This is a genomic window from Rhodopseudomonas palustris, from assembly GCF_003226555.1.
GTDB lineage: Bacteria > Pseudomonadota > Alphaproteobacteria > Rhizobiales > Xanthobacteraceae > Rhodopseudomonas > Rhodopseudomonas palustris_I.
Window position 1 is genome coordinate 520,865 of record NZ_QKQS01000013.1, and the last position, 12,971, is coordinate 533,835.

The following is a 12,971-nucleotide window of genomic DNA, read 5'->3' on the forward strand; positions in this document are numbered from 1 at the left end:
CGCTGCAGCGAGTAGCCCGGGTGAGCGAAGCGATACCCGGGATCGCGGGACGATACGCCTTCCCGCATATCGCTGCGCTCATGCGGGCTACATGTCTGCGCTCATGGGAGCTACGTCGCTATTCCGCTTCGGACCAGTGAGGATAGGTCACATAGGCGGTCAGCGCGCCTTCTGCGTGGGAGCGGATGACGACCGTGTTGCCCTTTGGCATGTAGATGATCTCGCCGCGACCCGCGGTCAGGGTCTCGCCGTCGGCTTCGACCGAAACCCTCCCTTCTAGGACCACCATGACGTCATCGACGGCAATATCGGTCTGCAGGACTTGGTCGGGATCATACTTTCCATACCCGACGGTGATCGGGCCCCCTTGCTGTTGATCCGCCAAGTTCGCCACGAAGATGTCGGCGTCCTGGCCGGGCGAGCGTTTGAAGACGGCATCGGCTGGTTCAAATCTGAGGACTTTCATCTCTTTCCTTTCTGAGTTTCGGTGTAGTCGACGGGGCCAGTTCGTTCGAGACCCGTGCCGCCCGCGATGATGGCGGCGAGCGTGGCGGTGGCGTCGGCGGACGTGCTCCTGCCAATGACGACATCCGCCGCCAGGCATTCGCCGGCAGCAACGAAGGCTCGGCATCGCCGCTCCAATTCGGAAGGAGCGAGGGCGACATGCGGACGGAGAACGGCGATGAACATCCGAATGCTGTTCTCAAGTAGATCGGCGAAGACCGAGGCTTGTTCCGGCGTTCCGGCGAGGGCCGCGCCGATCACTTGAAACTCTCCGGTCACGTCGCTCGCGCAATCGATATAGGCCCGCGCCAGTTCTCCGATCGTCTCCCGCCTGCCGATCGTGCTGCCCTTCATGTTTTCGCGGAAGGCATCAATCTTCTCGATGTCGATCCAGCGATACAGTTCGAGCAGGAGATCGATCCGCCTCCGAAAATGATCATAGGCGACAGGCTTCGAGACCCCTGCTCGCTCGGCGAGCCGCGTCAGAGTGAGCCTGTCAGTTCCCTCTTCGCCGACCAGGCGTCGTGCGAATTGGAGCAGTTGGCGATGCCGCTCCTCGTACGACAGCCGCTCGGCTCGGGTCGATGGTGTGGTTCTCTTCGTGGCCATGGTGGAGGAACCTACTAAACGTAACTTCGTTCCTCTCGACATCACGATGTGAAGGGTGCCCCGAAACAAGAAGGAGATTGGTCATGTCAGAACGAAACATCGAATTGATGCGGCAGATGGCTGAATTCGAAACCTCGCATGACAGGGATCGGCTTTTCGCCCTCTACACCGACGACGTGATCTTTCGCGATGTCGCGTTGGATGTTCTCGCGACCGGCAAAGACGAGGTGAGGCGATTGCTGGACAGCGTCTATGCTGCGATGGAAGGATATTCGATGACCTTGACCTCAGCTTACGCCGACGAGAATGGCGGTGGCGCGGAATGGATCATGACCGGCAAGCACACCGGCGATTTCATGGACTTTCCAGCGACCGGCGTCTCTTGGAAGCTGCGCGCCGCTTCGATCATGAGATTCTCCAACGGTCTCGTCAGTCACCGCAGCGACTATTGGTCCGTTACCAGTTTTACCAAGCAGGTCGGACTTGCGTGAATTGGGTGCGCCCGCTCGGCCGATACCAAGACACGATGATACAGAGGATCTAATTGCTGATCGTGCCGCGGTGAACTGGCGGTGTCAGGCGGCTTCTCACCGGCTTCTTTCGGCCCGAGTTGCGCCGGTGCCTGCCCCAAATGCCCGCGGACCGCGTCAAGGGGGCCTGCGATGCTCCGCGCCTCCCAAACGGGACGACTACACCGCTGCGCTCACCGCGCCCGCGCCGCCTTTGCCCGCTGCAGCGCATGCACCGCGATGGCGACGTGGATGCCGATCGCGATGGCGAGGGCGACGACGAGCTGCAACGTCGTGGCCGGGACGGTGACCACCGCGACCAGGCCGAACGGGATGAACACAAGGACCGCGCTGGCGAGGCCGGGATTATAGCTGCGCAGATGCGCCGCCATGCCGAGATGGCTGAGGCCGTTGACCAGGATCAGCCAGGCTGCTGCGAGGCCCCAGCCGGGGTCGATGAAATAAGCGGCGTACAGCGCCGCCAGGTTGATGCCCCAGACGCCGGGCAGATTGATCAGCAGCACATCGCCCGTCGTCAGCGCCTCGACGCCGCCGAACACGCGGGCATTGACGAAACGGCGGAAGCGATCGCCGAGATGCTCCTCGACCTGGTGCAGCATGTAGATCGGCGACGCCAGGTAGATCAGCAACAGCGAAAGGTCACCGCCGGGGACGCCGAGCGGCAGCAGCAGGAGCAGCGCCACGCCCATGAACAGCGCGGCCGCGACCCAATGGGCTTCGAGATACGATCTGATCATGCGCGCACCGTGGCTGGTGAGACGGTGCGACGCTACACGCGATTACTTAACCGTGCGTGTCGGGGCCGGCTGGGGCGGCGTCATCGGCATCAGCGCGGAGCGCGTAGCCCCTGTGAGCGGAGCGATACCCGGGGAGCGGCGTGCGGATCTCCGCCCCTTATGCCGCTGCGCTGAAGCGGGCTACGGTCGTAGATCAAGCGTGTCCCGGGCAGCCCTCGCCAGAATCCGGGTTCGCTCGCTGGCGCGAGCGCCCGGAATGGCGATGGTTGGCCGTCTTGCGCTCGGCAGCCGAAACCGCGACACTCCGCGGCAACCATAAGCTTTGGGGGAAACCAGACGATGCACTACGACGACGTTGTTCTCGGCCGGCGCAGCATTCGCGGCTACAAGCCCGATCCCGTGCCGCGGGAATTGATCGAGGAGATCCTGACGCTGGCGATGCGGTCGCCGTCGTCGATGAACAGCCAGCCGTGGAATTTCCACGTCATCACCGGCGAGCCGCTGAATCGCATCCGCGCCGGCAACACCGAGCGCAACCTCGCCGGCATCCCGCACTCTCGCGAATTCCGCATTGGCCAGCCGTTCGCCGGCGTGCACCGCGACCGCCAGGTGTTCGTCGCCAAGCAGCTGTTCAGCGCGATGGGGATCGCGCGCGACGACAAGGTGATGCGGCAGGACTGGGTGATGCGCGGCTTCCGCCAGTTCGACGCGCCGGTCTGCATCATCGTCACCTACGACCGCGCCCTCGACGGCAGCGACGACACCCCGTTCGATTGCGGCGCCGTCACCAACGCGCTGGTCAACGCGGCGTGGTCGCGCGGGCTCGGTTGCGTCATCAACAGCCAGGGCATCATGCAGTCGCCGGTGGTGCGCGAACACGCCGGCATTCCCGACGATCAGGTGATCATGAAGGCGATCGCGCTCGGCTGGCCGGACGAGACGTTCCCGGCCAATGCGGTGGTGTCGGAACGCAAGCCGGTCGCCGAAGCGGCGCGGTTCGTCGGTTTCGACGACGCGCCGGCCGCGCGGGAAAAGCAGTCGGCGTAGGCCGCAGTGGCCAGCCCGGGTGAGCAAAGCGACACCCGGGATTTCGTCACAGGGCCCCTCCCCGCATTGCGCTTCGCTGCATGCGGGCTCCCCCCATCACCACGCGTCATTCCGGGGCGACGGTCGCGCATCGCGCGAGCGTCGACCCGGAATCTCGGGATTCCGGGGTCGCGCGCCTACGGCACGCGCCCCGGAATGACGGTGCGACCAACACACCGCGTCATCGCCCGCCTGCGCGGGGATGACCTTCGACGTGAACCTCGTGGCGATCGGGCTACTCGCCGATGATCTTGATCAGCACGCGCTTCCTGCGGCCGCCGTCGAATTCGCCGTAGAAGATCTGCTCCCAGGGGCCGAAATCGAGCTTGCCGGCGGTGATGGCGACGACGACTTCGCGTCCCATCACCTGGCGCTTCATATGCGCGTCGGCGTTGTCTTCGCCGGTGCGGTTGTGGCGATAGGACGACACCGGCTCGTGCGGCGCCAGTTGCTCCAGCCATGTGTCGTAATCGGCGTGCAGGCCGCTCTCGTCGTCGTTGATGAACACCGAGGCGGTGATGTGCATGGCGTTGACCAGCACCAGGCCCTCGCGCACGCCGCTGTCACGGAGCGCCTGTTCGACCTCGCCGGTGATGTTGATGAACGCCCGGCGCCCGGGCGTCTGAAACCACAGCTCCTTGCGATACGACTTCATCGCGCGGTTCTCCTATTGCGCCTGATCGGTTGCGGCCAACCATGCGGCGGCCGCGGCGCGGCATCAAGCCTAGGCGAGCTGCCGCGCGCTGCGCCGCTCCTCGTCGAGGCCGGCGAGCCACGCCACCGCGTCGGCGGCGCGCATCGGGCGGCCGTACAGCCAGCCCTGGCCGTAGGAGCAGCCGAGCATGCGCAGCGTCTCCGCTTCGCCCTGGGTCTCGACGCCCTCGGCGATGATGCGGTGGCCGAGCGGCCGCGCCACCGCGGTGATCGCGGCGATCAGTTGCTGGTTCTGCGGATTGACGCTGACGCCGTGCACGAACGAGCGGTCGATCTTGATGGTGTCGAGCGCGACGCTCATCAGGTTGGAGATCGACGAATGGCCGACGCCGAAATCGTCGATCGCCAGGCCAAAGCCGTGATGCTCGATGCGCTGCAGCTCGCGGGCGCACTGCTTGGGATCGAACAGCGCCTCCTCGGTGATCTCGATCTCGATCCGGCGTGGATCGACGCCGTGGCGCTGCGTCAGATCCATCAGGATCCTGGCCGGCGAGTGCAGCGTCAATTCGCGCGGCGAGACGTTGACCGCGACATTGACCGGCGGCGCGCCGCTGGCGTCGAGCGCGCGCAAGAATTCGCACGCCGCATTGCCGATGAACGACAGCAACCGGGCCGAGAGCTGCAGCCGGATCGCGGCGTGGATGATATCGGGCGGCGGGATCAGTCCGGCGATCGGATGGCGCCAGCGCAGCAACGCTTCGAAGCCGGCGACCTGCCCGGTGGCGAGCACCACCTGCGGCTGGAATTCGAGGTGCAGCTCGCCCCGCGCGAGCGCGCCCGGCAGATCAGTGTCGATGCAGCGCTGCAGCAGGAACTCCTCCTGCATCCGGGCATCGAACAGCCGGATGCAGGCGCGGCCATCGTCCTTGGCCCGGTACAGCGCGGCGTCGGCGCGCGCGAACACGTCCTCGACGTCGACCGGGCCGCCCGGATGCACCGCGATGCCGATCGAGCAACTGATCGCCAGGGGCTGGCCGGCGACCCGCAGCGGCCGGGTCAGCGCGCCGCTCAGCCGGCGTGCGAGCGACAGGGCGCGCGCCGCGACGTCGTCGCCCTGCAGCACCACGATGAACTCGTCGCCGCCGAGCCGCACCGGCAGATCGTGCGGCCCGCAGGACGCGCGCAAGAGCTCGGCCACCGCGGCGATCACCCGGTCGCCGACGTCGTGGCCGCGGGTGTCGTTGATGATCTTGAAGTTGTCGACGTCGAACAGCACGAAGGCGACGCCCTGCCCGGACTGACAGGCGGCCGCCGCGGCTTCGCGAAAGTGGCTGCGGTTGGCGAGCCCGGTGAGCGGATCAGCGCGCGCGATCTGCTCCAGCGCGCGGTTCGTGTTCAGCACTTCGCTGTTGGCGCTCGCCAGCGAATTGGCGAGATCGGTCGCCTCCAGTGCGGCCATCTGGCTGGCGGTGAACTCGCGCTCGCCACCGATCGCGGCGCGGAACAGCATGCCGGTCAGGAATAGCCCGTCGAGCGCGATGATGTAGTCCGAGCCGTTGCCGGACAACATGATCCGGACCAGCGTCGCCGCCATCACCGGCATCGCGAAAGCGAGCGCGACGCGGGCATAGGACGCGCTCTGAATGATCGCGCCGGTGGCGGTGCCGACCATGATGAAGGTGATGTAATCGATGCCCTGCTGGGCGCCGAACACACCGACCGCCGCCGGTACGACGCACCAGAGCACTCCGCTGGCGAAGGCAAGTACGGTGAGATGATGCAGCACCCGATACGGCGCGGCGTCGACCGCTCCGGTCCTCGCCAGCCGCGCCACCCACCAGGCGCGGAACAGCGCCAGCGCGATCGCGCCGCCGAGCCACCACAGGATCGGCGTCTCGCCGCTCTCCCGATACAGCAGCGCTGCCAGCGACAACGCGATCACGACGTTGGAGAGCAATGTCAGCCAGACATTGCGCAGCGCCGTGCGGGCCTGGGCCTTGGCGAGAGCGATCGCCCTGAAGCTGCTGTCGGCTCGGATCATGAAATCAATCGATCGGTGCTGGAAAATGCCGCTGCTGTTCGGAGCAGCCAATCAACCAGAGGCCGTTTAACATCGGCTTTGCACGCAGCGGTAAAATGACCGCGCCGTGATAATCCGAACCGATTGGTTTCCTGATCGCAAAGATGTCCGACGCCATCGCAAATGCGACGGAGTGGCGAACTAACCGCCCTTGGCGGCGCGCAGCTTGGCCCAATAATCGAGGCGCTTGCGGATCTCGCGCTCGAAGCCGCGGTCGGGCGGATCGTAGAAGGTCTGGCGGCCGAGCGCGTCGGGGAAGTAGTTCTGGCCGGAGAAGCCTTCGGGCGTGTCGTGGTCGTACTGATAGCCGGAGCCGTAGCCTTCCGACTTCATCAAGCCGGTCGGCGCGTTGAGGATGTGCTTGGGCGGCAGCAGCGAGCCGGCGCGCTTCGCCGTCGCCATCGCGGCCTTGTAGGCGGTGTAGGCGGCGTTGGATTTCGGCGCGGTGGCCAGATAGATCACCGCCTGCGCGATCGCCAGCTCGCCCTCCGGGCTGCCGAGGAAGTCGTAGGCGTCCTTGGCGGCGTTGCAGATCACCAGCGCCTGCGGATCGGCCAGACCAATATCCTCGACCGCCATCCGCACCACACGGCGCGCCAGGAACAGCGGGTCTTCTCCGGCGTCGAACATCCGGCACAGATAGTACAGCGCGGCGTCCGGATCGGAGCCGCGCACCGATTTATGCAGCGCCGAGATCAGATTGTAGTGGCCGTCGGCGCTCTTGTCGTAGATCGGCGCGCGGCGCTGCAGGATGTCCTGCAACTGCGCGGCGTTGAACACTTCGCCGGCGCGCGCCGAGCGCCACACCTCTTCGGCCAGCGTCAGCGAAGCACGGCCGTCGCCGTCGGCCATCCGCGCCAGCACCGCCCGCGCCTCGGCGTCGAGCGGCAGCTTCTTGCCTTCGACGTCTTCCGCATGAGCAAACAGTCGTTCGATCGCCGCGGCATCGAGCGAGCGAAACACCAGCACGCGCGCCCGCGACAGCAGCGCCGCGTTGAGTTCGAACGACGGGTTCTCGGTGGTGGCGCCGACCATCACCACGGTGCCGTCTTCCATCACGGGCAGAAACGAGTCCTGCTGCGCCTTGTTGAAGCGGTGCACCTCGTCGACGAACAGCAGCGTGCCTTTGCCCATCTCGCGGCGCGCACGGGCGGCGTCGAACACCTTCTTCAGATCGGCGACGCCGGAGAACACCGCGGAGATCTGCTCGAACTGCAGCTCCGTGGCGTCGGCGAGCAGCCGCGCCACGGTGGTCTTGCCGGTGCCCGGCGGGCCCCAGAACACCAGCGAGCCGAGCGTCCGGGTCTCCAGCATCCGGGTCAGCGCGCCGTCGGGGCCGACGATGTGATCCTGGCCGACGACCTCGGCGAGCGTGCGCGGCCGCAGCCGATCCGGCAGCGGACGCGGCGCCTCGCGCTCGAGGCCAGCGGCCGCGAAGAGATTGTCGCTCTGCTGAGGACGCTTTGGACTCACGATGCGTCCCCGAGCACGGCCTGCTCCTTCTCCCCGCGCGCGGGGAGAAGGCTGGGATGAGGGGGCGTCTCGACGCAGCCGAGCGGTGCGGCTGTGACGAAATACAAAAGCTCGGCCGTGTGGAGGCGCCCCCTCACCCGACCGGCATCGCTAACGCGACGCCGGTCGACCTCTCCCCGCGCGCGGGGAGAGGTGAAGGCGCGCGCGGTGCCTGGAAGCATCAGCGGGTCGCCGCTGCTCATCCGCCGAGCGTGACTTGGATCTGCTGGCCGCCGCGGACCAGCATGATGCGCCACAGCCGCGGCGACTGGCCGGCGATGCGCTCGAGGTCACTGGTCTTGGCGATCCGGCTGTTGTTGACCGCGACGATGATGTCGCCCTTCTGGAAGCCGACATTGGCCGCGGTGCTGTCGTCGGCAAGATCGGTGACGACCACGCCCTCGACGCTCGGATCGAGCCGCATCTCGTCGGCGATCGCCGGCGAGATGTTGGCGACCTTGGCCCCCTTGAACGGCGAGCGCGAGGTAATCACCATCTCGTCGCGACCGGTGTCCGGCGCGGTCTCGAGCGGAATCGACAGCTTCACCGGCTTGCCGTTGCGCTGCACGTCGATTTGCGCGGCGCCGCCGAGCGGCCGAGTGGCGAACCGGTAGTCGAACGCGTTGGGATCGTCGATCGCGAAACCGTCGATCGACACGATCAGGTCCGACAGCTTCAGCCCTGCCCGCTCCGCCGGGCTGCCCTTGGTGACGCTGGCGACCAGCGCGCCGCCGGGCCGCTTCAGGCCGAGGGTTTCGGCGATCTCCGGCGTCACCGCCTGCAGCCGCGCGCCGAGCCACGGCCGCTTCACCGCCTTGCCGCCGCTCTTGGCGGAGGCGACCACCACCCGCACCATGTTGGCTGGGATGGCGAAGCCGATGCCCTGCGAGCCGCCGGAGCGCGAGAAGATCGCGGTGTTGATGCCGACCAGCTTGCCGGTCATGTCGACCAGCGCACCGCCGGAATTGCCCGGGTTGATCGCCGCATCGGTCTGAATGAAGAACTGATAGTCGGTGATGCCGACCTGGGTGCGCGCCAGCGCCGAGACGATGCCGTGGGTCACGGTCTGGCCGACGCCGAACGGATTGCCGACCGCCATCACCAGATCGCCGACCATCAGGTCGTCGGAATTGGCGAAGTCGAGCGTCGGGAATTTCTCCTTGGTGTCCTTCAGCCGCAGCACCGCCAGATCGGTGCGGCTATCCTTGAGCACGATCTCGGCCTCGAACTCGCGCTTGTCGGCGAGCGCCACCTTGACCTGATCGGCGCCCTCGATGACGTGGTTGTTGGTGACGACGAGGCCCGAGGCGTCGACCATCACGCCCGAGCCGAGCGAGCGCTGGATCTGCTCGGGCTGACCGGGCACGCCGAAGAACCGGCGGAAGATCGGATCCTCCAGCAGCGGATTGCGATTCTGCACCACCTTGGCAGCATAGACGTTCACCACCGCCGGCTGCACATGCTGCACGATCGGCGCGTAGCTCAGACGGATCTCCGCCTGCGACGACGGCAGCCGCCGCTCCTGCGCCGCGAGCGGCGTGGTGACGGCGAGCGACAGACACAGGATGGTCAACGTGCGAATCGGGTTCATGCGGGAATCCGTTACAGGGGCATCAAGGGCGCAGCAGATATAGTCCGCCGGCCAGGCCAGGAGAAGGAAAAGCGGCCGGCGCTCAAGCCGGCTCAGCCTCGGCGGTTTCAGGTGTCGATTCGGCTGCGAGCGGAGCCGGTTGCTGCTGGCGGACGCGATGTTCCTCGGCCCAGCGTTTCAGAGCGTCGATCACCGGGCGCAGGCTCTCGCCGATCTCCGACAGCTCGTATTCGACCCGCGGCGGCACCTCGGCGAAGACTTCGCGCCGAATGAGGCCGTCTTCTTCGAGAGCTCGCAGCTGCTTGGTCAGCATCCGCTGGGTGACGCCCGGCATCCGCCGGCGCAATTCGCCGAACCGCAGCCGGCCGCTCTGCAAGTGGAACAGGATCACGCCCTTCCACTTGCCGTCGATCAGATCGAGCGTGGCTTCGACCGGACAGCCCGGCGCACAGGCAATATCGCGACGCTTCATACGAAGTGATCCAATAGTATCCGATCGGTGACTATATCCCCTAATTGACAGTACTTGCAATATCGGTACGTCAGGGCGACTTTGCGCGCCCAGCCTGGCGCGCGAAGACGCCCCTGAACGGAGACCATCATGAAAGCTGTCGGATACACCAAGAGCCTGCCGATCGACGATCCGGACGCGCTGCTCGATTTCGAGCTCGAAAGGCCCGAGCCGGGGCCGCGCGACCTGCGGGTTGCGGTGAAGGCGATCTCGGTCAATCCGGTCGACACCAAGGTCCGCAAGCGCGCCGCGCCGCCGGCCGGCGAACACAAGATCCTCGGCTACGACGCTGCCGGCGTGGTCGAGGCGGTCGGTGCCGAGGTGACGCTGTTCCGGCCGGGCGACGAGGTGTTCTACGCCGGCTCGATCCAGCGGCCGGGCACCAACGCCGAATTCCATCTGGTCGACGAGCGCATCGTCGGCCGCAAGCCGAAGACGCTGGGCTTTGCCGAGGCCGCAGCATTGCCGCTGACCTCGATCACCGCCTGGGAACTGCTGTTCGACCGGCTCGGCGGGCGGCCGAGCAAGGCGTTCGATCCGCGCACGTTGCTGATTGTCGGCGGCGCCGGCGGAGTCGGGTCGATCCTGATCCAGCTCGCCCGCCGCCTCACCGGCCTCAGCATCATCGCGACGGCGTCGCGGCCGGAGACGACGCAATGGTGCCTCGACCTCGGCGCGCACGCGGTGATCGATCACAGTCAGCCGATGAAGCCGCAGGTCGACGCGCTGAAGCTGCCACAGGTTTCGCTGATCGCCAGCCTCACCAACACCGACCAGCACTACCAGCAGCTCGTCGACATCCTCGCCCCGCAAGGCAAGATCGGCCTGATCGACGACCCGGTGCAGCCGATCAATCCGATGCTGCTGAAGGGCAAATCAGCCTCGCTACATTGGGAAGCGATGTTCGCACGCTCGACCTTCGAGACCGCCGACATGATCGCGCAACACGATCTGCTCGACGAAGTCGCCGGCCTGATCGATTCCGGCGTGCTGCGCACCACGCAGGATCAGACCTACGGCACGATCAACGCCACCAACCTGAAACGCGCCCACGCGCTGATCGAAAGCGGCAAGGCGAAGGGCAAGGTCGTGCTGGAGGGTTGGGGCTAGTCGGCCCCCTCTCCGCGAGTCATTCCGGGGCGCGCGCAAAGCTCGCGAACCCGGAATCTCTGCCTCGCACAGCAGCGTGAATTGAATCGCAGACCATCTCGAGATTCCGGGTTCGCTCGCTGCGCGAGCGCCCCGGAATGACGGAACAAGTAATAGGCCGCGGGTTCAACTCCAAATGACCACGTCATCGCCCGACTTGATCGGGCGACCCAGTATTCCAGGGAGTTCGTGATGAGTCGCTGACGCTCTGGGATACTGGGTCCCCCGCATGACGGCATCGCGTGTGGAGATGCTGCGCACCAAACGCGAGCGTTTCACAAACGGGGCGCGGCCCCCGCCCCCTACCCGATCATCGGCAGCAGCCGCCGCAGTTCGGCCTGCAGATCTGGGATCGCCTGCGCGTCGCCCGACAGGTGGCGCAGCAGATACTTCTGAAACAGGCCGTCGAACACCGCGTACAGCGACTCCGGTGACATCGCCGGGGTCTTGCCGCCGAGTTCGGAGAAGCGCGACACCACGCGCCAGACCATGTCCTCGAGGCTCTTGTCGATCGCGGTGACATCGTCGCGGAATGCGGTTTCGAACAGCGCCTGGGCGCGGAGGTCGTACCATAGACGGTGCATACGCGCTTCGCTGCGCATGGTCTCGCCGAGCTTGCTCAGGAAGCCATCGAGCAGCTCCTCGCGGCTGCGCGCCGTCGAGGTGATCTGATCGTAGCGGGTGACGCATTTGCCCTTGTAGTAGCGGACGCTGCAGCAGATCAGATCGAACTTGTCGCTGAAGTAATAATGCAGCACGCCGTGGCTGAACTCGGACTTCTGCGCGATCTCGCGCAGGCTGGTGCGCGCGTAGCCGATCTCCGCCAGCGTCTCGAGCGCCGCCTCGGCAAGTTCGATCCGCCGCGCATTGAACTTGTCGATCGGCGGCCGGGCGCCGCGCTTCGGTGCCCCCTCTTCACGCGATTTCCGTTCGAGCAATTGCTCCGTCATTCCCTGCCTTCACTCCGAGCGCGCCGTTTCGGCCGCCGCATCATGCCTGTCCCACGCCAAAAAATCACCGACTAGCCCTCACGGGAACTCTTGACAATCGTCCATATATATTTTGACAATCGTCCAATAAAAATTGGTCAATCGTCAAGAAGATCGTCGCTGACCTGCTCTGCATTCCGCAAAGTATCTGGCTCGATCAAATAAAGCCTTGATGGAATTGGCCTTTCACAGGGAGGACGACAATGAACAGAACGAGTCTGTCTGGGAAAACCGCGCTTGTGACCGGGGCCGCCCGCGGCATCGGGGAAGCGATCGCGACGGCGCTCGGCACAGCCGGCGCCTCGGTCATGATCACCGACGTGCTGGCCGAGCTCGGTCGGCAGACCGCCGCCAAGCTGACATCCTCCGGCACCAGGGCGGCTTTCGCGCAGCTCGACGTCACCGACGAGGCGCAGTGGGAAGCGGCGGTGGCCGCGACCGTGACCGAGTTCGGCGGCTACGACATCCTGATCAACAATGCCGGCATCGAGCTGACCTCGCTGATGGCCGATGCCAGCCCTGCCGACATGCGACGGATGTGCGACGTCAATGTCGTCGGCACCGGCCTCGGCATCAAGCACGCCTTCCGCGCCATGCGGCCGGACGGCGCAGCCGGCAAAGGCGGCGCGATCGTCAACATCTCGTCGGTGGCCGCGACCATCGCCTATCCGGCGATCGGCGGTTACTCGGCGACCAAATCGGCGGTCGACCGGATGACGCGTGTGGCCGCGATGGAAGCCGGCAAGCTCGGCTACGGCGTGCGGGTCAACTGCGTGTACCCGGGCCTCGCGGCGACCGAAATGGGGCTCAAGCTCGCTCAGGACATCGCCGCGCTCGGTCTGGCGGCCGACGTCAACGCCGCCGTCGGTTCGGTGATCGAGCAGACCCCGCTCGGCCGCCTCGCCGAGGTCGGCGACATCGCCGACGCCGTGGTGTTCCTCTGCACCGACGACGCCCGCTTCATCACCGGCGCCGGCCTTCCGGTCGACGGCGGCATGGGCACCTAACCGGGCACCTGA

General features: G+C 66.1%; 14 protein-coding genes. 4 read left to right on the top strand and 10 right to left on the bottom strand.

All coding sequences use genetic code 11. The annotated features are described in order from the left end of the window. Positions 1-118 precede the first annotated feature (118 nt). Both DNX69_RS10140 and DNX69_RS10145 read right to left on the bottom strand, forming a co-directional pair. Positions 119-466: a cupin domain-containing protein gene (locus DNX69_RS10140; protein ID WP_110785854.1), complete on the bottom strand. Its 348-nt coding sequence runs from the start codon at positions 464-466 to the stop codon at positions 119-121. After that, positions 463-1,113, bottom strand: a complete 651-nt coding sequence (locus DNX69_RS10145) for a TetR/AcrR family transcriptional regulator (protein ID WP_207803131.1) — start codon at positions 1,111-1,113, stop codon at positions 463-465. Before DNX69_RS10145 ends, DNX69_RS10140 begins: the two co-directional genes overlap by 4 nt. Before the next feature lie 83 nt (positions 1,114-1,196). Here DNX69_RS10145 and DNX69_RS10150 point away from each other — a divergent pair, with 83 nt between their 5' ends. Further along, positions 1,197-1,604 carry an ester cyclase gene (locus tag DNX69_RS10150; protein ID WP_165825219.1) on the top strand — a complete coding sequence of 136 codons (408 nt, stop codon included), beginning with the start codon at positions 1,197-1,199 and terminating at the stop codon, positions 1,602-1,604. Positions 1,605-1,816: 212 nt separating this feature from the next. Here DNX69_RS10150 and DNX69_RS10155 read toward each other — a convergent pair whose 3' ends face one another. Continuing rightward, a complete protein-coding gene (locus DNX69_RS10155) occupies positions 1,817-2,380 on the bottom strand; it encodes an HXXEE domain-containing protein (protein WP_110785856.1) in 564 nt (187 codons plus the stop codon). Positions 2,381-2,719: 339 nt separating this feature from the next. Between DNX69_RS10155 and DNX69_RS10160 the strand changes: the two genes are divergently transcribed. Next, positions 2,720-3,427: a nitroreductase gene (locus DNX69_RS10160; protein WP_110785857.1), complete on the top strand. Its 708-nt coding sequence runs from the start codon at positions 2,720-2,722 to the stop codon at positions 3,425-3,427. A 274-nt stretch (positions 3,428-3,701) separates the two neighbouring features. On the opposite strand, the gene DNX69_RS10165 is transcribed toward DNX69_RS10160, so the two are convergent. From DNX69_RS10165 to DNX69_RS10190, 6 genes are all read right to left on the bottom strand, one after another. Further along, positions 3,702-4,121 carry a secondary thiamine-phosphate synthase enzyme YjbQ gene (locus DNX69_RS10165; protein ID WP_110785858.1) on the bottom strand — a complete coding sequence of 140 codons (420 nt, stop codon included), beginning with the start codon at positions 4,119-4,121 and terminating at the stop codon, positions 3,702-3,704. Positions 4,122-4,190: 69 nt separating this feature from the next. Next, positions 4,191-6,161 carry a putative bifunctional diguanylate cyclase/phosphodiesterase gene (locus DNX69_RS10170; RefSeq protein WP_110785859.1) on the bottom strand — a complete coding sequence of 657 codons (1,971 nt, stop codon included), beginning with the start codon at positions 6,159-6,161 and terminating at the stop codon, positions 4,191-4,193. Between the two features lie 4 nt (positions 6,162-6,165). Beyond that, a complete protein-coding gene (locus DNX69_RS26300) occupies positions 6,166-6,318 on the bottom strand; it encodes a hypothetical protein (RefSeq protein WP_165825220.1) in 153 nt (50 codons plus the stop codon). A 23-nt stretch (positions 6,319-6,341) separates the two neighbouring features. Beyond that, complete coding sequence (locus DNX69_RS10175; protein ID WP_110785860.1) at positions 6,342-7,673, bottom strand: replication-associated recombination protein A; 1,332 nt, start codon at positions 7,671-7,673, stop codon at positions 6,342-6,344. A gap of 238 nt (positions 7,674-7,911) precedes the next feature. After that, positions 7,912-9,303: a DegQ family serine endoprotease gene (locus DNX69_RS10185; protein WP_110785862.1), complete on the bottom strand. Its 1,392-nt coding sequence runs from the start codon at positions 9,301-9,303 to the stop codon at positions 7,912-7,914. Between the two features lie 82 nt (positions 9,304-9,385). Next, positions 9,386-9,775, bottom strand: a complete 390-nt coding sequence (locus tag DNX69_RS10190; RefSeq protein ID WP_110785863.1) for a winged helix-turn-helix transcriptional regulator — start codon at positions 9,773-9,775, stop codon at positions 9,386-9,388. Between the two features lie 129 nt (positions 9,776-9,904). Between DNX69_RS10190 and DNX69_RS10195 the strand changes: the two genes are divergently transcribed. Continuing rightward, positions 9,905-10,924: a zinc-binding alcohol dehydrogenase family protein gene (locus DNX69_RS10195; RefSeq protein ID WP_110785864.1), complete on the top strand. Its 1,020-nt coding sequence runs from the start codon at positions 9,905-9,907 to the stop codon at positions 10,922-10,924. Between the two features lie 341 nt (positions 10,925-11,265). Here the strand turns inward: DNX69_RS10195 and DNX69_RS10200 are convergent, their stop codons facing one another. Further along, positions 11,266-11,913, bottom strand: a complete 648-nt coding sequence (locus DNX69_RS10200) for a TetR/AcrR family transcriptional regulator (protein ID WP_110785865.1) — start codon at positions 11,911-11,913, stop codon at positions 11,266-11,268. 242 nt (positions 11,914-12,155) lie between these two features. Between DNX69_RS10200 and DNX69_RS10205 the strand changes: the two genes are divergently transcribed. Next, positions 12,156-12,959 carry an SDR family NAD(P)-dependent oxidoreductase gene (locus DNX69_RS10205; RefSeq protein ID WP_110785866.1) on the top strand — a complete coding sequence of 268 codons (804 nt, stop codon included), beginning with the start codon at positions 12,156-12,158 and terminating at the stop codon, positions 12,957-12,959. Positions 12,960-12,971: the final 12 nt, after the last annotated feature.

Excerpts from the sequence above, each read along its gene's own strand:
- DNX69_RS10155 (WP_110785856.1), bottom strand. The coding sequence starts at position 2,380 with ATGATCAGATCGTATCTCGAAGCCCATTGGGTCGCGGCCGCGCTGTTC.
- DNX69_RS10145 (WP_207803131.1), bottom strand. The coding sequence starts at position 1,113 with ATGGCCACGAAGAGAACCACACCATCGACCCGAGCCGAGCGGCTGTCG.
- DNX69_RS10140 (WP_110785854.1), bottom strand. The coding sequence starts at position 466 with ATGAAAGTCCTCAGATTTGAACCAGCCGATGCCGTCTTCAAACGCTCG.
- DNX69_RS10195 (WP_110785864.1), top strand. The coding sequence starts at position 9,905 with ATGAAAGCTGTCGGATACACCAAGAGCCTGCCGATCGACGATCCGGAC.
- DNX69_RS10205 (WP_110785866.1), top strand. The coding sequence starts at position 12,156 with ATGAACAGAACGAGTCTGTCTGGGAAAACCGCGCTTGTGACCGGGGCC.
- DNX69_RS10160 (WP_110785857.1), top strand. The coding sequence starts at position 2,720 with ATGCACTACGACGACGTTGTTCTCGGCCGGCGCAGCATTCGCGGCTAC.
- DNX69_RS26300 (WP_165825220.1), bottom strand. The coding sequence starts at position 6,318 with ATGGCGTCGGACATCTTTGCGATCAGGAAACCAATCGGTTCGGATTAT.
- DNX69_RS10190 (WP_110785863.1), bottom strand. The coding sequence starts at position 9,775 with ATGAAGCGTCGCGATATTGCCTGTGCGCCGGGCTGTCCGGTCGAAGCC.
- DNX69_RS10200 (WP_110785865.1), bottom strand. The coding sequence starts at position 11,913 with ATGACGGAGCAATTGCTCGAACGGAAATCGCGTGAAGAGGGGGCACCG.
- DNX69_RS10165 (WP_110785858.1), bottom strand. The coding sequence starts at position 4,121 with ATGAAGTCGTATCGCAAGGAGCTGTGGTTTCAGACGCCCGGGCGCCGG.
- DNX69_RS10185 (WP_110785862.1), bottom strand. The coding sequence starts at position 9,303 with ATGAACCCGATTCGCACGTTGACCATCCTGTGTCTGTCGCTCGCCGTC.
- DNX69_RS10150 (WP_165825219.1), top strand. The coding sequence starts at position 1,197 with ATGTCAGAACGAAACATCGAATTGATGCGGCAGATGGCTGAATTCGAA.
- DNX69_RS10170 (WP_110785859.1), bottom strand. The coding sequence starts at position 6,161 with ATGATCCGAGCCGACAGCAGCTTCAGGGCGATCGCTCTCGCCAAGGCC.